Below are 17,877 nucleotides of genomic sequence, written 5' to 3' on the forward strand. Positions count from 1 at the left end.
GAATATGCGTAAAAAACATTACTCATGGAAAAGATTAATCCCATTCCAGAAATACTGGGTGAAACAACTGACGTAGAATCTTGGCTAATTCGGGCTGGGCTAAGATTTTCAGACTTAGGTGACGATGCCGCTAGTATCGCAATCCGTAAGCAATGGCGAGAGTACCAAGCCGCAGTTCAAAGATGCTGTGCAACTCTACACCAACCACCGTCACGTGTTCAACTAAGCGGCGATTATGCCAACCTGAGAATACCTGGTGGTAGATCAACCAATTCTGCGATCGGCTGTCGAGTCGTGCCAAGTCCTTAGACTGGGCAAAAGATAGAAAATCTGTAAATAGAAAGTATCCATTGTGCCTATAGAATCAAGTGTCGGGTAGGGCAACTGATAACTGTTTGACCGTGCCAATTTTAGATTAAAAATTATTTTGGTTCATGCCCCGCCCCGTTCATTTTGGATTTTAAATTGAAAAATTGTTTAAATAAAAACACGGCGACCTCTAAGTATTTTCTTCCAATCTAAAATCTAAAATCTAAAATCTAAAATCTAAAATTGATTGCCCCAAGCCAAAAAGTGGTCGGGGTAAATTCCATTATCCAAAATTTAAAATCCAAAATCGATTGACTAATAATCCTGTTGCACGCCACCGACTACTGGCTTAACTTCCGAAAATGGATCAGTGCCGCCACCCCAGTTAAAATCACTAATTCGGATGCTAAAGCCACCTAACTCCAGCACTGGATTATAACGTAAGGTGATGCCATAGGTGCGACGGTTATATTCCAAAATGTAGTCGGTGCTAGCTTCTCTACCAGTATCCAAGTTAACGGATGTTTGAAAGCCTAAGCGAAAAGGGCCGTAGATTTGCTGTGATATCCCAGCGCTCAACACTTTGTTATCAACGGAGCGATCAAACAAAAAGGGTGATAATCCGTTATTTAAGCCTTGAGAGTAACTAATATTAAAGGCGGTATAGTCTAAAAAAGGTCGAGAGAAATGACCAATTTGCCCTTGTAAGCCAATTGTAGCAGTTAGGGTGCTTTGGTTATCACTATTGGTGTAATAACTGGTAGTGCCCGTAAGAACAGCGAACGTTTGCAAGTAAGGAACTACAGGGTTAGGTGTGTATCGTAATCCCTCAGTGGCAGTGGGTGGTAATGGTTTTCCCTGCCACAGCAACAGCCCTTTACTGAGGGAAGCACTGGCTTGTAAACGACCTAGTGAGATGCGATCGTTTTCCCGCACTGGTTCTAGTAAGTCTTGGCGATCGGTGTTGGCATTGATATATCGAGCGCTTGCCTGATAGGTAAGGTTGATACCACTTTTTCCTAAAGGAATCACAGGAGAGGTAATAATGCCGCCAATACTGCTCTGGACGGTTTGAAAGCCGAGAGTACCGTTGTAGAGACGATTGCGGTAGTTATATTGCAGATTCAAAATATGGGGAAGGGAAGTCCCTATTATCTGGCGCAATCCCAAATTCACTCGCAAATTGTCTTCCACCTTGTTTAAGTCAAAACTAGTTAACTCCCCAGTCCCCTGAATTACTGCTCGTGGACTCAAAACAGAATTTATCTTTGTCTTCACAGCAAACAGTGCGCCTAAGTCACCTGTGCCTTCTTGCACAGCTCTCTCTACTAGCAACTGGGGCGTGATCGTCCAGCGAGTCTGGTCTGTATCGATCACTGGAAAACCACGCTCAATATACAAACCACCCCGATCTTTTCCATCAAAGCCGGGGGAGACTATTGCAGGTGTAACGTCGCGCTGCTGACGGTCAATAGTCCGCTCATTCACCGGAATTGGTAAGGAGAGCCTTTGATCCAATACCAAACGCTGCTTCTGCGTCCTGATGCGGTCTACCAAGGGTGATTCTCGTGTCAAAGTTACTGTATCTGCGCGTAACTCTAATTCTGGCGGTGAAAAAGGATCATTGGTGATGCGGACATCCCTGGCTTGCCAGCCTTGCGGATAAAAGTCAATGTGTTCAGCTTCAAACCTGAGTCGCTTGACTACACCCCCTGTTTTTGGTGGCGGGATGTTGGTAGCGCCTGTCTGACCACCAATTGTCACATCAATTCCTCCAGGGCTGCTCACACCCGAAACGGGCTGATTGGCTATAATGCGATCGCTGGGCGGACGTTTTGGGACTCCACCAGCACTTACATCCGTGGATAAGAAAGCAAAATCTGTTTGTGCTGAGGGTACGTAAATTTCTCCTCTACCATTTAGCAGTTCCCCACTATCTTGAACAAAGTTATAGGTAAAGCGTTGTCCACGCAGTACCTGATCACCCCGTGTTAAAGTTACGTTGCCCTCCCCCGCAGCGATCAAGTTGTCTAAATTGACTTGCAGGCGATCGGCATCCACCACCGCCCCATCAAATCGCACAACTACATTCCCAACAGCTGTAATAATTCGCCGTTGCTCGTCATACTCTTGCCGATCTGAAGTGACTTCCACAATTCTCGGTCTGGCTGGCGGCGTGCTGACTGGCGCAGTTGTCCCAGATGGTTGACTTTGTGGCTTATTAGTAGTATCCACCTGTGGTGTAGGTGTTGGTACTTGAGCTTGTTGCTGGATTTGGGAATTGAATTCTACAGTGAGGGGCGTTGAGAGTTGGTTTGTCGGACTGCGAGACTTGAATTTTATAAAATTTTGTACTGATTGAGAACTTGGTGCAAGATCAGCAGCAGATACAGAGATATTGTCTCTTCCTAGAGACTGTGGTGCAGTAATATCACTTCGCTGCTTTTGCTGGGTTAACTTCTCAGCTAAAATTTCCGCCTTGGATTCGACTAACTTGTTGCTATTTGTGAGACTTGGGGCAATTTGAAGAGGACGCAATTGGGCAATTTGGGGACTTGGGGAAACTCTATAGCTAAAACTACCATTTAAAAATGTTTGTTTTTCTCCACCACTATAGTTGGGATCTGGCGTAGACGCGGAGCGGCTTGTCGTCAGACATCGCTCACCGAGTTTTTGAGAAGGTTCACGTGCGTCTCTCCATGCCACTTGGTTCAAGGTCGAGAACTCTCCGAAGTTGGCATGTTTGACCGCAAGCCGCTTTGCATCTAGGTTGGAAGCCTCTGCTCCAACTTTTTTTGGCAACGCAGTCGCTTCGGTTTGCGTCTTTTGTTTGTGCGACAACCTGAGGAGAAGTTCCGAGCGTCGGCGTCCGCCACTCAGACTTGTCTTTGTGTCTTCTTTATCTTGGTGATTAGAGGTTTTAACCTCCTGCGTGGGATAACCAACAACCAGCGACTGCCCCAAAAGTGCAGCACTTCCAGGTGCGGTGATCGGGGAAATTTCTAATGGATGGGATACAGAAGGAGTTTTGACAACTACCAAGTCATCCTGAGTTGAGTTGATCTCAGTTGGCAATGGCGGATTACTGTTGTTGTCACCCGCAATTGTCAACTGAGTCAAATCCTTGGGCTGCTTGGATTTGTCTATCTTTTCCTGCATTCCAGTCTCTACAACTGAAAGAAACTTTGTATAACTAGCAGATGGGGCGGGATTTACAGGTTGTAAAGATTCGAGGATCGGAGGCGGATCGGGTGGCAGAACTGGATGAAGCATATTTGAGCAAAATCGGGCTAACAAACAGCCAAATGACGGACGGAAGGATAAATATACATTATTGCCTTCCGACTGTCGCCTTCTGCTACCTGCAGCAAGCCACTTGGAGCAGGAAACTTACTAGGCGAAAGTTTAGTAAATTTCCGTGGCGTTTAGTATCTTCCGCCTTCCAAAGTCGCGGATGATTTATCGCCTTTTACTCTGAGTCCCGACGGCCGGGGTTACGAGCTGGGTCGTTCGACAAAAATCCGAAGACGAAGATAATTACGAAGAAGGCAACAACAATATAAACAGCGATTTTTAAAGTCAGCATAGAAATATCTCCAAGGGGTAAGACAAAGAAAGCTTTTCTTTCAGGATCTGCCATGCAGAAAAGATAGCTCCTTTATATTACCCAAATCTCGTCCCTTTTTTAGAGGACTCTGGGGACTTGGGACTGGGGACTTGGAGATTAGGGACTAGCAATACCTACCCTACAGTTATTGAGAATGGTGCAAGATGTCAGTTGTCTGACTTTTAGATGCCCTTAAAAAATAACTCAGAGACTGTTTACTCCTGTGACGTTAACTGACGGCAAAGGTTTCCCAAAAAAGGTAACAGGTTATAGCTTACAGGGGATAGTTAATATTCCCAATGCCCCATGACGCCACTTGCTTCTCCCTACAGCCCTTGTCAAGACAGGAGACGCTCTTGCGTTCGGGCCTCCTACGGCAGGCGCTAGCCTCTGGCAATGTGAGAAGGGGAGCCACTCGCTCAGAGGCGTTTCCCCAAGTAGAGGAGCCATGAGCGGACTGGCGTCAAGTGGCGTGAGACGCGCAAGGGCGCAGTGGCTCCCCAATGCCCTATTTTTCGGTTTGAACTTTTGCTAGGTCTTTGCCAATTCGGTTTTTGATTACTCGTGCAGGTATGCCTACAGCAATGGAGAAAGGAGGAATATCTTTATTGACAACAGCTCCGGCACCAATAACACTGCCTTTACCGATAGTAACCCCATCTAATACCGTTACTCCATGCCCTAGCCAACAGTCATCCTCAATCACAATTCCCTTGCGAGTAACACCTTGGTATTTAATCGGCTCTATCGGATCAGCAAAATTATGATTATTGGCATATATCCCTGAGTGGGCAGCAATCATGCAATGTTTGCCAATTTTAATGTCTCCTGGCCCTTCAATACACACGTTGGGAGCAATGAAGGTGTCTTCATCAATATGTATACACGTATCTTCCAAAGACCCTATATCAACGTTACGCTCAATAGCAACTCTATTTCCTAGATGAATTCTATTATTTTTGTGTCCTCTAGCATCCATCCGTACACCCTTAAAAATATATACTCCACTGCCTATCTCAATACAAGAAGTACCGTTAAATTCAACACCATTTTGAATATAAACTGGGCTGCCTATTTGAGCAAAAATATTACGATATCCCAAATTACGCAACTTCGGACCCAGAATGAGTGTAGGAATACCCCCTAACACAGTAGTTACTAAAAGTTCTTGCACGCGCTGCAATTTTGAAACATATTGCTCGTTATGCATGGCTACATATCTCTTCAATCAATTGTTGTTGACAGTATTGAAAGTTGTTTTGGCTGTATCCTAATCTTCTGCCAATACCAATAAAGTTTGTATTTCTTAATACATCAGGTAAGTTGGCAGTATTACCGAAATTTACCCATATTTTTAAATGGTTTTCCAAATGTTGGAAAACCAGAGTCTAGCTTTGACTATGTGAGCAATTCTTTGATTTAGGTGCGATAGAATTACTCAATTGATATACACAATTGATTTCGGTTGCTAGAAGCTTTTGTACCAGTGTATCAATTTTGGATTTTGGATTTTGGATTTTGGATTTTGGATTGACCCCAGCAAGATTGGGTGTGGGGCAAGCCGAATTTTGGATTTTGGATTTGTTCCGTCCCCGCTTGGGTGGGGCATGAACCGAAATCATTTTTAACACTTCGGCTCCTTTACCTCGGCAACTCTTGGAGACGCTCTTGCATTCGCTCAAGGCAAGTCGCTCAGTATTAAAGCCGAGCGGACTTGTACTGAGAATCTCGGCTTGCTTCTCTTCGAGAGGCTGGCGCTTAGGGCGTAGCTATGCCGTAGGCTTTACGACTGTGTTCAGCACAAGTCGCTCGATGGAGCCGACGTCGAAGTAGTCAAGGCTTTAATTCTTCAATTCTTTAATCTGAAATCTAAAATCTAAAATTGGCACAGTCAAGGCACGTAACAATTTTGCTTCTTTTTTACCAGTTCAATTAATCAAACAATGTCAGTGCATTACAGAGTCAAATATCAGACTATTAAATTGTCTGATGGGTAAATTTGCTGGTTAGATAGGCTACTGTTTTGGTTATCCGATAAATTTGAAAAGCTTGTTATGCAACTAGGGATGGAGTTGTTTGCCTTGAAGCTACTTTCTATCAGGCGGTTTTAGTCTTTTGAAACAACTCAGTTCCCCAAGCTATTTTGCAACAAAAAATACATTTAACTAGACTATATTTAAAGTTTAGATAAAATTTCTGCCTAGCATGACAATGTAATTATTGTTGGATTTTTTTGGGTATTTTTGCCCAAAAAAAACCCAATTAAGGTGGATTATCTCCCACATCAGCCATCACATTGAAATTAACCATCGGTGCAAACAAGTAAGCGCTTCCCCGACTGCTATGACGGCTTTCTTGCAACGAATTTCTAGAGTATGCTGCTCCAATCATGTTGCACACAGATGATTTACAGACTAACCAGTTCACGTTTGTAATTACATGAATGGTTTTTAATAACAATTGTTTTTAACGATAACACATTTTATTTTTAGTGGAACACTCTCAAGAAATAAGTTGATTTCCAGGTTGCTTATTGATGAGAATAATGGAAATCAATTAACTTTTTTACTGGAGCGTTCGCTACCTGAAATAATTTTATACACTTAGATTAAATCCATTGAAGATAGGAAGTTGAAAAATGCTGTAAGCGGTTAATTGGCATTTTTGTCCATATTTCTATCGTTGCTTGTCCAAGTTATTTTATGATTGGGCGTTCAACTCAGAATGATATCTACTATACTTATGACACCCTCTTCCTCAAAATGCTAAAAATATTCCTCTTGCCTATTACTTATATCTAAAACATTTGTAAATCACCCATTCGGGTGATCCAAGCGGGTGATGCGTGCTTGGCACTACTCATTATAAATTTAATTTTATCGAGAGAAAGCTATAACATAGCTTAGTTTTCAGGAGAAGTCCACAAAACAAGATCAAATTGCTCAAATTGAGGTATCGGTTTTAACTCACACACTTGGTTCAAATTATGGCTTTAATTAAAGAAATTGTTGAAGAAGCTCTAACTATCGGCTATCTGAGTGTTGTAGCTGAAGATCAACTGCGATCGCAACTTCAAAGTAATTATGACTCAGAAGACCTAGATGCCTGGATCATTTTACAACGGGCTATTGTGGCGGGTGATGTCAAGCAAGAGTCGCGCCGAAAAAAAGCTTCCCTCTCTCCTAAAGCTAAAGACGCTTCATCGAGTATCAAACTTGCTTATCAAATGGCAGCGGAGATTGCTTATGCAGCAGCTGTGGCTTTGTCAATGACAAAAAATACCAAAGATCAGCCTTCATTAGGCGCGTAAAATAACACGCTAAGAAGTTATTTTCCTGATTTAGTATCAAAAATTATACCAAGTAGTTAGCGTCGGCGTAGCCCGCCGCAGGCATCGCTTTTCCTGGTTAATTGCTTGGTAAGGTTTTCATGCGATTATTTATGGGGTTTACCTTCTGCTTTCTGCTCCCTGCCTTCTGACACTGCTTCTTCGCCAGCGCCATTTTATTAAAAAATAATTAAAAATTTAATTTTCCTAGACACAGCTATGGGGAATTTTCACCCTCAGCTAAGACCTAGAATTGATCCCCAGAAGCAATACTAAAAAAAATATAAATTATTTATTTAAAACTAGATTTTTTTTAAGTGATCCAGTGCCAGTAAATGATTAAATCTTAATATACCAAGTACATGGCTGAGGGTAAGGCATAGAATTAGAAACATCTTGGTGTAAACTTTAGCAACGAGGTAAAGAATAATTCTCAATGCTTAACAAAGTCATCGCTTTTTCACAAAATACAGTATAAAGAATTGGCAACATTGGTAAAGAGAGTAAACAATAACCATAGCTAAACTTGGAGTTTTGCCAACCTATGCAGCCAATTCGCACATTTAACGTATCCCCTTCGCTACCACCGCGACTCGAACCACTGCGGCGGCTGGCACAGAACTTGCACTGGGATTGGAATGTTGAAACTAAAGATTTATTTCGTCGCTTAGACTCTGACTTATGGGAGTCTAGCCATCACAATCCGGTGTTAATGTTGGGTACTATCTCTCAATCACGGCTTCTGGAAGTTGTCGAAGATGAAGGCTTCCTAGCGCAAATGGATCGAGCTGACCGTCAGTTAGAAGATTATTTGCAAGAGCGCACCTGGTATCAGAAACAACGGGAGCATAAACCAAAAGAATGCTACGCCTATTTTTCGGCGGAATTTGGACTTGTAGATTGTTTGCCCGTCTATTCTGGGGGCTTGGGCGTTCTAGCGGGAGATCACCTCAAATCTGCCAGTGACTTGGGTCTACCGCTTGTAGGTGTAGGTTTACTGTACCAGCAAGGCTACTTTGCTCAGTACCTCAATGCCGATGGCTGGCAGCAGGAACGCTATCTGAGCAATGATTTCTACAATATGCCCTTGCATTTAGAGCGCAATCCCGATGGTTCAGAACTGCGGATTGCGGTAGATTATCCAGGACGCAAGGTGTATGCCAGAGTTTGGCGCGTACAGGTAGGAACGGTGCCCCTATATTTGATGGACACCAACATTGAACCCAACAATGTTTACGACCACGACATTACAGATCAGCTGTACGGTGGCGACATCGATATGCGTATCCACCAGGAAATTATGCTGGGGATCGGTGGTGTGCAAATGCTCAAAGCTTTGGGGCTGAAAGTCACCGCCTACCACATGAATGAAGGTCACGCCGCCTTCTCCGCCCTAGAACGCATCCGCTTGCTGATTCAGGAAGAGGGACTGAATTATGCCCAAGCTAAACAAGTGGTGGCTTCCAGCAATATTTTTACTACCCACACGCCAGTACCAGCGGGGATTGACTTGTTCGCTCCCGAGAAAATGTTGTACTACTTGGGGTACTATGCAGAGATATTTGAGTTGCCCAAAGAGCAATTTTTAGGACTGGGGCGCGAGAATACAGGCGATTTATCTGGGCCTTTCAGTATGGCGGTGCTAGCGCTGAAGATGGCCACATTTTCTAACGGTGTTGCACAATTGCATGGTGTGGTGTCGCGGCAAATGTTCCAGGGCTTGTGGAAGAATGTGCCCGTAGAGGAAGTGCCGATCGCAGCCATTACTAACGGTGTCCATGCCCGGAGTTGTGTTGCGAAATCGACTCAAGAATTGTACGATCGCTACCTGGGGCCAAACTGGTCATCAGCACCACCAGATAGCCCATTGTGGGAGCGGATGGACGCCATACCTGATGAGGAGTTGTGGCGCAATCATGAACGCTGCCGCTTAGATATGATTTTGTATGTGCGCGAGCATTTGGTCAAACATTTGCACGATCGCGGCGCTTCTGCCTCCGAAATTACCCAAGCCCAAGAAGTTTTAGATCCTTACGTTTTCACCATTGGCTTTGCCCGTCGGTTTGCCACCTACAAACGCGCTACCCTCTGGATGCGTGATTTGGAACGCATTAAGCGGCTTTTACTGGCTAACAAAGACCGAAAAGTGCAATTTGTGATTGCTGGTAAGGCACATCCCAAGGATATTCCCGGTAAAGAACTGATCCGCGATATCAATCACTTTATCCGCGAACAAGATTTAGAAAAACAGGTAGTGTTTGTTCCCAATTACGACATTCACATATCTCGGTTGATGGTTGCGGGTTGCGATATCTGGTTGAATACACCGCGTCGTCCACGGGAAGCCTCTGGTACCAGTGGCATGAAAGCGGCAATGAATGGATTGCCGAATTTAAGTGTACTAGATGGCTGGTGGGATGAAGCTGATTACGTCCGCACAGGCTGGGCAATTGGACATGGAGAGAATTATGACGATCCTAACTACCAGGATGAAGTAGAAGCAAATGCTCTCTACGAGTTGTTAGAGAAGGAAGTCGTACCGCTATTTTATGAACATCGGGATACTGATGGCTTACCGCGTCCGTGGGTTGCGAAAATGAAGGATGCAATTCGGTTGAATTGTCCATTCTTTAATACAGCGCGGATGGTAGGAGAATATGGGGAGCGAGCTTATTTCCCAGCTAGCGATCGCTATCATACCCTGAGTGTTGATAACTATGCCCCAGCTAAAGAACTAGCTGCTTGGAAAGCAAAACTGGGTGAACACTGGTTCAACATCAAAATCAAAGATGTTGATGTATCGGCAGTTTCGGACATTGAGGTTAACCAAACGGTTACAGTCAAAGCCAAAGTTGACTTGGCAACTTTGACGAATAATGATGTGCAGGTGGAGTTATACCAAGGTGCGATCGATCCCAATGGTGAGATTGTCAACGCTGTGTCAGTGGTAATGGATTACGAAGGTGAGGATGGACAGCAATTGGGTATTTACACGGGTAATATCACTTATACCGCTTCTGGTTTGCAAGGCTTGTCTTTGCGTGTATTGCCGAAAAATCAATACCTGGCTAATGCTTATGAACCAAGGTTGATTGCTTGGGCAGAGTAATAGTGCTGAGTAGTTATTGACTACTCAAGATTAGGCGTTGCTGATTTAAGTTTAGCAACGCCTTTTATTATGCTACGCAGTCACGCCCAAAAAATAACTACTGCTAGAATTATTCTAATCTCAGCTTTTTTTTGCTTTTTTTTCAACCCGTCGAACTCACGTTCTCTTAGGGGTTTCAAAGGCTATTTTTATGTCTCGTTCAAGTTTTCTAGTTACCCAAGACACACCACAGATTCAGCAAGGCATCCTCGACTTCTACCTGAAAAAGGCTGACAGGTTTCGGGCGTACTTTCCAGGAGGAGAGGAGTTAAGTGGCAGCAGATCAGATTTTTTAGCGCTTGAGGAAGTGTCTGTACAACCTTGGTCAGGAATGGTGGGCTGTATAGTTGTTGAAGGCACTTTAACGTCAGCAGCAATAGCGCTCATCAGAGAACGCGGAAAACTTGACGAAGATAGCTGCCCTCATCCTTTGCAACTATGGTTCTATGAGTTAATCAATGACACTGAGGTGTTACTGCGGATCGCAGACTTTTCGGTTTGGACGGGCTTCGCTACGCTAGATGAGTTACAGAGCTTGGAGAAAGAAAAGATTCCTGTCAGAGAATGGCACGAAATTTCTTCTGAACCTGAGGAAGGAGCGACGTCACTGCCGATGCTTGAAAGTCTCCAAGAGCTATTGATCCAGGCAGCTAAGGAACTGGAGTTTAAACTAAGAGCAGGCGGTCTCTAATATTTTCATCTTTGAAGGTTGTGTTTTATCAACTCAGCACTGCTGGGTTGTTTCTTGTTACTTAGTCTAAACTCCAGTAAGGAAGCGTTTTTTCCCAAACACAATTAACTACCAATCTACAATACCCCCGTTGATTAGTCTAGTTTACTAGGGATAAGATATTACGATTGCGTCGCAATATCTAAATCAGAAGCAAGGACTCTAAAGCAGAATACGCGAAGCCTTTGCTCAAATTCTTTGAGGGATGATAATGTAGCCAGTGGTGCGATCGCCTAATACGAGGTTACGTTGTTCTCCCCAATACCACCAATAAGCAGCAACATAAGCGCAGATGAGACTATCTAGCTTATCTTCGGTTGCTTTGAGGGCTGCGCCTGTGGTAGGGATTTCAAGCAGGAACGAACCGCAGAGGCGCAGAGAAGCCAGTGCGTTGGGCGGGTTCCCCGACTTAAAGCAACTGGCGCGGCGCAGAGGAGGAGAGAAGGAGGGGAGGATATCGAGAAGATAATTTTGGAGTTTGATTAATTCTAGGCGGCGCTCATTGAGGCGTCCTTTTTTGTATTTGAGGATGCGTTCTAAGTTGAATAGGTTAACGATCGCTGGGTGGGGAAAGACTTCTATTTGATATCTGCTGAGTTTTTGCGCTTCAATGGTGGGTGCATGTGCAAAACCGCGTGATTCTAATTCTAAACCAAAGTTGATGGTGCGTTCTGCAAAGGGTAGGTTTTTGTTAGCTGGGTAGCATCCCGCATGATATCTGCCAAAGTACTTGTGGCTGAGTTTGTCGGGTAAGCGACTCCCGCTATCGTTAGGTATGAGAGTAGGTGCATCTACGGCGATGATGGCTGGTTCATCTGATTTTACACTCTGATCAATCCAGGTGAGGATGTCTGCAATAGCTTCTTTGCGGTCTAGATCAAGTAGTTGCAGTTGTCCGTCTATCCATTCTAAGCAGCATAATCCACTTGGTTGTGATTTCCAACCTAAATCAATGCCAATAAATTTCATGGTTATAACACGAATTTGTGATTATTTTCCCATTTTCGGGTAACCATTTACCTAAGTTTACTTGCTAAAAATCGTGGTAAATAATCTTATAATCTTAAGCAGCTTGTCTTAATTTATTTTATCTCGCAATAAATTAATCAAGATTATTCCAATGAAAATTTTATTTTTACATCCCAATTTTCCCTCGCAATTTCGCAACCTGGCGACAGTTTTAGGTAAAAATCCTAATTACAAAGTCGTCTTTGGGACAAATCGTCGTGAAGGAGAAATACCTGGCGTTTATAAAGCTATTTACACTCCTTCTCGTGAAGCTGCTCCCCAAACCCACCACTACGTTCGCAACCTGGAAAATGCTGTTCTCACTGCTCAGGCTATCTATCGCGTGGCAGAAAACTTAAAAGCTCAGGGTTTCGTTCCAGATATAGTTTATGGTCATTCTGGTTGGGGGCCGACTTTATTTATGAAAGATGTTTTCCCCAAAGCCGAATTATTGTGTTATTTCGAGTGGTTTTACCACGCTCACGGTTCGGATGCAGATTTTGATCCTAAAGATCCACTGAATGCTGATGATGAATGCCGCATTCGCGTAAAAAATGCGCCGATTTTGACTGATTTATATAGTTGCGATCGCGGTCTTTCTCCGACGAATTGGCAGCGACAGCAGTTTCCTAAAGAATATCATAGCAAAATCACTGTAATTCATGATGGTATTGATACCAATTTTTTTGTCCCCAAACCAGGCGCAAAGTTAGTTTTACCAAGAATCAATCTTGATCTTTCCCATGTGGAAGAGTTGGTAACTTATGTGGGACGGGGGATGGAACCTTATAGAGGTTTTCCGCAGTTTATGGAAACGGTGGCGCTAATTCAGCAGCGAAGACCTAAGTGCCATGTGGTAGTTGTGGGAGAAGATAGGGTGGCTTATGGGAAGAATCTCCCCGATGGTCAGACTTATAAAAAATTAATGCTAGAAAAATTATCTTTGGATTTATCGAGGCTCCACTTTACAGATAGGCTTCCTTACAATGAGTACCTTCAGGTTTTACAAGCTTCTTCTGCTCATGTTTATTTAACCCGTCCTTTTGTTTTATCCTGGTCAATGTTAGAAGTCATGGCAGCAGGATGTTTACTAGTAGCTTCCAAGACTCAGCCAGTATTGGAAGTCGTACAGGATGGGGTAAATGGACTGCTGGTAGATTTCTTTTCTCCGCAGAATATTGCTAATCGGGTTGAAGAGGCGCTGAATCATCCTCAGGAGATGAATGCAATTCGTGTTAATGCGCGAGAGACAATTATCAAGCGTTATGATTTAGCGAAACTGTTACCACAGCATTTGCAATGGATGTTCGCTGGTAAAGGTTCTGATAGTTTGAAAAAGCGCCCAAGTTCTAAAGGATTTGGCAGAAATTAGATGAGTAGTTGGGGTTGAGTTTCCCGAAGTTTAATTGGGGTACACTGAAGTTTTTTGATTGGGAAAAACTAATGTAACTAGGATATTTACAAAGAATAAATTAATAGCCTCAATGCGAATTATTTTTACCATTGCCCATTTTTTCAAACCTAGCGGTGAGGGTCGTCATGCTTCCCAACGCAAAGACCCACAACCCCGCTTGCAGGCATTAACTAAAAGCCTTACCGCCTTACACCAATTATTTAGCAACTCTCAACGGATCATCGATATTGCTCAACGACTAGCTTTCCCTGCTAACCAACCCCAGTTCCATGAACTAGATATTGTTATTTGTACAACCAAAGATAATCATCTTCTGAATCAGCTTCCCTTACCATCCCATTTATATAAGCATCATTCTACTAATATAGAACCTCTGCTTTTGGGGTTTGAGTGCCAAGCTGTTTTACAAAGTTGTCTCGGTCAGTATGATTACTACTGCTTTCTTGAAGATGACCTAATTATTTATGACCCTTGGTTTTTTATAAAATTAAATTGGTTTACCCAACAAGCGGGTGATTTAAATTTGCTCCAGCCAAATCGTTATGAAGTTTCGCCCCACGGTTTGGTTCACAAAGCTTACATTGATGGGGATTTGGCTTTGCGAGTAACTGCTCCCTTTCAAAATGTGCAGGAGCAACAGGAACTCAAAGGTACAATTATGAATGCACCAATTGCCTTTCGTCGTGCCCTCAATCCTCATTCAGGCTGCTATTTTTTGAATGCAAATCAGATGACTCATTGGGCTAATCAAACTTATTTCCTTGACCGGGATATTAGCTTTGTTGGCCCTCTAGAAAGTGCTGCAACCTTGGGAATTATGAAGACATTCCGAATTTACAAAACTTCACCGGATCAAGCAAGTTTTTTGGAGATTCAGCACTCTGGAACTGGATTTCTAGGGTTAATTGGAGGACAGGTGGGTTTAGCAGAAAGGTGAATACTACAAGGTAATCATACAATAAATACGGTTTTTGAAGGGCGATCGCAACCAACTGCCACCAGAAACGGAAACGAGTTGAGCGAACAATACCCTGACGTCAAACAATTATCGGAAATAAACACAGTTCATGCCAAGTTATAGGACGTTTGCCCTTGGTATGCTTACCTTTTATCAAGTTAAAGTGGCGTCAGGTGCGTTGGAGATAAATATTCCTAAATGTATGTTACAAGTTCTTACATTTTGGTGTTAAAAAACTAAAAAAATCTAATTAATTATTATACTCATGTTGCATGATTTTAATGATTGTTTAGGAGTATGACTATGACTACTAGTACCCTACTGCAAGAAATAGAAAAGTATATCCCTATTGTGGGAGATATAAATATTAAGAGTCCATTAGCATACCAAGCAACTCGTGGGGCGGTTGAGGTAGTCAACACAGTTCAGATGGCAGTGGCAGAAGCTTATATCAACGGATTAGAAGTTCCTGATTCCGTTCTAGAATCGCTTTTCGATACCTGTATGCCAATTTTCTTTCAGTATTTCCCATCCCTCCTGGCACCGTATGAATGGGTATTAAAAGAAACTGATCATCTCGCGGTAGGATCACGGGAACTAATGAAAATTCAGTACGACTTGCCTCAAGCCATGCTGAATACTATGTTGGGGGACGGGAAACTCATTTATCCTAAGTACAGCATGGGATTGTGGGAAAAAGGAGCATTAAACCTTGAGCAATCCCAGATGCACATGATTGATGGTGTGATTGAAAAGCTAGACATCAAGGACGGAGACAATATCTTAGACTTTGGGTGCGGGTGGGGATGTGTTCCTAATTACATTCTTTCTAAGTTCCCCAATGTCAAGTTTACGGGTCTTAATTTGAGCCACGAGCAATGTGAATATATCCGCCACAAAATGCAAGATCCTGAGAGTTATCTCAGTTCAGATCGGTTTACCCTATATGAAGGTGATTTGAATAATGCAAATTTCGAGACGAAGTTTGATAAAATCCTCTCGATTGGTGTTTTTTGTCATGTTGGTAACTTAACGGGAGCCTTTAAAAAATTAGCTTCGTTTCTGAAGGATGATGGCAAAGTTTTAATTCACATCATCACAGTCCGCATCCCTAACAATATGTCCAGCGTTTACACTCACAAATATATTTTTCCACACGGTAGGTACTGGAATTACGACGCAGTTCCAAGCCATAAACAAGACCTCAAAACAATTCAAAGATGGTATCTTAATGGCTCTAATTACTCTAAAACACTAAGTAACTGGTTACAAAATTTTGACGACAACCAGGCAACAATAAAAACATTAAATTATGGCATGGACTATGCCAAGTTTCGCCGGATATGGAGGTTTTATTTGATATGGTTTATTCGTAATTTTGCTAGTTGTGATGGAGAATATAATGGTAATGGTCAATTTTTAATGGTTCATGCTTAACCGGACAAAGCTAATGTTTCACCTACTAGAGGATGGACATTCTGCCTGTCCTTATTTAACTGGCTGAAGATGGCTTCTTGACAAAAACATCTTCATTCTGTTAAATGTTTGGATTCTTGACTGAGAAGGCAAGGAACAGACTTTTCTTCTGAGCAATCTGTCAACCAGAATATCAAATAGATGTCTTTGCTTCCACCTTGAAAACTGAGTTCTGATAGTTGCGGTTTCTGGCGCGAGCGAGAAGTTCTGTTTCAGAAGGCACTCTAATCTTTGACGCTAGCTTCAGAAACTCAAGGATTTTGATGAACCAAAATGTTGGGTCTGGAAGATAGGCAACCTGACCCTCTCGCACGGTTATGCCATGCCGGGCTGACCACTGGAATGCATGATGAAGATTATGCCAGCCTTCACCCAGGGTCAGAAACGCGACGAGCCAATGGTTCTTACTGTGGTCGTTGGTTATGAATGGTTGCTCACCTAGTATGTGGCTGAGTGAGTTGACGGTAGCGACACCGTGGAAGAGGACAGTCGTGCTGAGGAAAAAAGCGCCGAGATATTCAACTCCACCGATGTAGTACGAGAGCGCACCAAGAGCAACGGTGGGAATGAAGTGCAAACGGTCAACAATCTTCAAAACCACATTACTCTCAACATCGGTAGGAAGCTTCGAGGGAAAAAACTGTGGCGAGAATAGCCATCCAGCTTGAGACCACCAGAATCCTTTGATTCCCTTGAAAGGCATATAGGGAGAATGAGGATCTTTTTCCTGGTCTGAGCATTGATGATGCGCCATGTGGTGAGCTTTCCACCAACTTGGCCCCATCTGCCCAGCTGAAGCAGCCACGATGCTTCCAACGCATAGAACTGAGGTTGGAGCCTGGTAGCTCTTGTGGGTGAGTAGCCGATGATAGATGCCGGTAGTTGCAAGCATTCGTATTATATATAACAACACGGCCCACAAGGCAGCACCCGACGATAAGCCAGTAACAATAATGAGTAGTGATCCTAAATGACTCACCACGATCAAAATAGGCCCTAATATGTAAGAAATAATCGTGAGCTGAGAGTAGTGCTTCATTAGTCTTTTAATGTCCTTAAGCTTCAAAATAGAAATGCACCACATCTTCGCCGCAGTTTAGCTTATGGACAGCAGAACGCCCACCGTTGCCAGCGTTAATACCACAGGGATATCTTGGCATAATTCGCTTGGAATATGAAAAGCAGCTTCAAACACAAGCGATGGCAAAAAAAGTATTGAAAATGAGTTCCTTTGTAAGCGAATGGCACTAAGCAATTTCTGAGAAACCAAGTACGACCCTTGTTGCTATCAGTCCTACCGTATATGGTAGTTGCACCCTCCAAGCAAGCATTGCCACGACATTTGCAATCAAAAGTAGGATCTTAATTAGTTCAATGCTCAGTCTTATAAAGTCAATTTTCGTCTAGCCATTGGTTACACTTACAATACTTTAAGCTTACACTATTTAAGCTTTTTAGGGTTTTTAAATGGTTGCGCTATTTACGCCGTGTTGTACTAAAGACAGTCCAGGCTAAGGTTTCACCTTTTCTTAGTGCCATTCCATTATCGGCTAGAGTAGTAAAGCTTTCATCAACAGACTTCCCGGAGTGGAAAAATTAACTTACAATTCTCAGGTTAGTCCTCCTTTCTTTGACAAAAACTTAAATTTTGTCTGTTTCTATAAATTAAAGATACATAAAGCGCTCAGATTAAGAGAAAAAGTATTGTTATTTACAGGGTCTTACGGTTTAGTATTTCTATTGCCGTGCCATCTAAACGCAACCTTCTGCATTGTTAATGTATCGATTTCCAATGCGATTGTATCGACTTACAATGCGATTGTATCGATTTACAATGCTAATGCATCGATTTACAATGCTAATGCATCGATTTACAATGCTAATGCATCGATTTACAAT

At 42.9% G+C, this 17,877-nt stretch carries 14 protein-coding genes and 1 pseudogene; 8 read left to right on the forward strand and 7 right to left on the reverse strand.

Annotated elements, in window-relative coordinates; all coding sequences use genetic code 11:
• Nucleotides 1-24: 24 nt before the first annotated feature.
• A complete protein-coding gene (locus Q0541_RS22005; protein WP_298915336.1) occupies nucleotides 25-309 on the forward strand; it encodes a hypothetical protein in 285 nt (94 codons plus the stop codon).
• A 315-nt stretch (nucleotides 310-624) separates the two neighbouring features.
• On the opposite strand, the gene Q0541_RS22010 is transcribed toward Q0541_RS22005, so the two are convergent.
• The 4 genes from Q0541_RS22010 to Q0541_RS22025 all read right to left on the reverse strand — a co-directional run bounded on the left by Q0541_RS22010 (nucleotide 625) and on the right by Q0541_RS22025 (nucleotide 6,343).
• Nucleotides 625-3,582 (reverse strand): DUF3769 domain-containing protein, encoded by a 2,958-nt coding sequence (locus tag Q0541_RS22010; RefSeq protein ID WP_298915340.1) that lies wholly within the window; start codon nucleotides 3,580-3,582, stop codon nucleotides 625-627.
• A gap of 196 nt (nucleotides 3,583-3,778) precedes the next feature.
• Nucleotides 3,779-3,895 (reverse strand): photosystem II reaction center protein I, encoded by a 117-nt coding sequence (locus Q0541_RS22015; protein ID WP_273769737.1) that lies wholly within the window; start codon nucleotides 3,893-3,895, stop codon nucleotides 3,779-3,781.
• Between the two features lie 529 nt (nucleotides 3,896-4,424).
• Nucleotides 4,425-5,126 (reverse strand): acyltransferase, encoded by a 702-nt coding sequence (locus tag Q0541_RS22020; RefSeq protein ID WP_298915343.1) that lies wholly within the window; start codon nucleotides 5,124-5,126, stop codon nucleotides 4,425-4,427.
• Between the two features lie 1,052 nt (nucleotides 5,127-6,178).
• Complete coding sequence (locus Q0541_RS22025; RefSeq protein ID WP_179063512.1) at nucleotides 6,179-6,343, reverse strand: hypothetical protein; 165 nt, start codon at nucleotides 6,341-6,343, stop codon at nucleotides 6,179-6,181.
• 559 nt (nucleotides 6,344-6,902) lie between these two features.
• Between Q0541_RS22025 and Q0541_RS22030 the strand changes: the two genes are divergently transcribed.
• The 3 genes from Q0541_RS22030 to Q0541_RS22040 all read left to right on the forward strand — a co-directional run bounded on the left by Q0541_RS22030 (nucleotide 6,903) and on the right by Q0541_RS22040 (nucleotide 11,083).
• Entirely contained in the window at nucleotides 6,903-7,226 is a 324-nt protein-coding gene (locus Q0541_RS22030; protein WP_298915345.1) for a hypothetical protein, read from the forward strand.
• A 562-nt stretch (nucleotides 7,227-7,788) separates the two neighbouring features.
• The gene (glgP, locus tag Q0541_RS22035; RefSeq protein ID WP_298915347.1) at nucleotides 7,789-10,353 is read left to right on the forward strand and encodes an alpha-glucan family phosphorylase; all 2,565 of its coding nucleotides are present in this window, start codon (nucleotides 7,789-7,791) and stop codon (nucleotides 10,351-10,353) included.
• A gap of 190 nt (nucleotides 10,354-10,543) precedes the next feature.
• Nucleotides 10,544-11,083: a hypothetical protein gene (locus Q0541_RS22040; protein ID WP_298915349.1), complete on the forward strand. Its 540-nt coding sequence runs from the start codon at nucleotides 10,544-10,546 to the stop codon at nucleotides 11,081-11,083.
• Between the two features lie 228 nt (nucleotides 11,084-11,311).
• Here the strand turns inward: Q0541_RS22040 and Q0541_RS22045 are convergent, their stop codons facing one another.
• Nucleotides 11,312-12,091, reverse strand: a complete 780-nt coding sequence (locus Q0541_RS22045; RefSeq protein ID WP_298915351.1) for a DUF429 domain-containing protein — start codon at nucleotides 12,089-12,091, stop codon at nucleotides 11,312-11,314.
• A 151-nt stretch (nucleotides 12,092-12,242) separates the two neighbouring features.
• On the opposite strand from Q0541_RS22045, the gene Q0541_RS22050 reads away from it, so the two are divergent.
• Complete coding sequence (locus Q0541_RS22050) at nucleotides 12,243-13,502, forward strand: glycosyltransferase family 4 protein (RefSeq protein ID WP_298915353.1); 1,260 nt, start codon at nucleotides 12,243-12,245, stop codon at nucleotides 13,500-13,502.
• 112 nt (nucleotides 13,503-13,614) lie between these two features.
• Nucleotides 13,615-14,481, forward strand: coding sequence for a calcium-binding protein (locus Q0541_RS22055; protein WP_298915356.1), 867 nt, complete (start codon nucleotides 13,615-13,617; stop codon nucleotides 14,479-14,481).
• Nucleotides 14,482-14,491: 10 nt separating this feature from the next.
• On the opposite strand, the pseudogene Q0541_RS22060 reads toward Q0541_RS22055, so the two are convergent.
• Nucleotides 14,492-14,572 (reverse strand): annotated as a pseudogene (locus Q0541_RS22060) (hypothetical protein); the annotation flags it as partial.
• A 233-nt stretch (nucleotides 14,573-14,805) separates the two neighbouring features.
• Between Q0541_RS22060 and Q0541_RS22065 the strand changes: the two are divergent.
• On the forward strand, nucleotides 14,806-15,939 hold the full coding sequence (locus Q0541_RS22065; RefSeq protein WP_298915358.1) for a class I SAM-dependent methyltransferase: 1,134 nt from the start codon (nucleotides 14,806-14,808) through the stop codon (nucleotides 15,937-15,939).
• A 172-nt stretch (nucleotides 15,940-16,111) separates the two neighbouring features.
• On the opposite strand, the gene Q0541_RS22070 is transcribed toward Q0541_RS22065, so the two are convergent.
• The gene (locus Q0541_RS22070) at nucleotides 16,112-17,062 is read right to left on the reverse strand and encodes an acyl-CoA desaturase (protein WP_366941915.1); all 951 of its coding nucleotides are present in this window, start codon (nucleotides 17,060-17,062) and stop codon (nucleotides 16,112-16,114) included.
• Nucleotides 17,063-17,565: 503 nt separating this feature from the next.
• Between Q0541_RS22070 and Q0541_RS22075 the strand changes: the two genes are divergently transcribed.
• Nucleotides 17,566-17,877, forward strand: a 312-nt coding sequence (locus Q0541_RS22075) for a hypothetical protein (protein ID WP_298915365.1), incomplete at its 3' end; no start/stop codon positions are given.

Origin of the sequence: uncultured Nostoc sp., assembly GCF_937863485.1 — a bacterium.
GTDB lineage: Bacteria > Cyanobacteriota > Cyanobacteriia > Cyanobacteriales > Nostocaceae > Nostoc.

Coding starts and splice junctions, on each gene's coding strand:
- Q0541_RS22015 (WP_273769737.1), bottom strand. CDS start 3,895: ATGCTGACTTTAAAAATCGCTGTTTATATTGTTGTTGCCTTCTTCGTA.
- Q0541_RS22020 (WP_298915343.1), bottom strand. CDS start 5,126: ATGCATAACGAGCAATATGTTTCAAAATTGCAGCGCGTGCAAGAACTT.
- Q0541_RS22050 (WP_298915353.1), top strand. CDS start 12,243: ATGAAAATTTTATTTTTACATCCCAATTTTCCCTCGCAATTTCGCAAC.
- Q0541_RS22030 (WP_298915345.1), top strand. CDS start 6,903: ATGGCTTTAATTAAAGAAATTGTTGAAGAAGCTCTAACTATCGGCTAT.
- Q0541_RS22055 (WP_298915356.1), top strand. CDS start 13,615: ATGCGAATTATTTTTACCATTGCCCATTTTTTCAAACCTAGCGGTGAG.
- Q0541_RS22010 (WP_298915340.1), bottom strand. CDS start 3,582: ATGCTTCATCCAGTTCTGCCACCCGATCCGCCTCCGATCCTCGAATCT.
- Q0541_RS22045 (WP_298915351.1), bottom strand. CDS start 12,091: ATGAAATTTATTGGCATTGATTTAGGTTGGAAATCACAACCAAGTGGA.
- glgP (WP_298915347.1), top strand. CDS start 7,789: ATGCAGCCAATTCGCACATTTAACGTATCCCCTTCGCTACCACCGCGA.
- Q0541_RS22070 (WP_366941915.1), bottom strand. CDS start 17,062: ATGTGGTGCATTTCTATTTTGAAGCTTAAGGACATTAAAAGACTAATG.
- Q0541_RS22065 (WP_298915358.1), top strand. CDS start 14,806: ATGACTACTAGTACCCTACTGCAAGAAATAGAAAAGTATATCCCTATT.
- Q0541_RS22005 (WP_298915336.1), top strand. CDS start 25: ATGGAAAAGATTAATCCCATTCCAGAAATACTGGGTGAAACAACTGAC.
- Q0541_RS22040 (WP_298915349.1), top strand. CDS start 10,544: ATGTCTCGTTCAAGTTTTCTAGTTACCCAAGACACACCACAGATTCAG.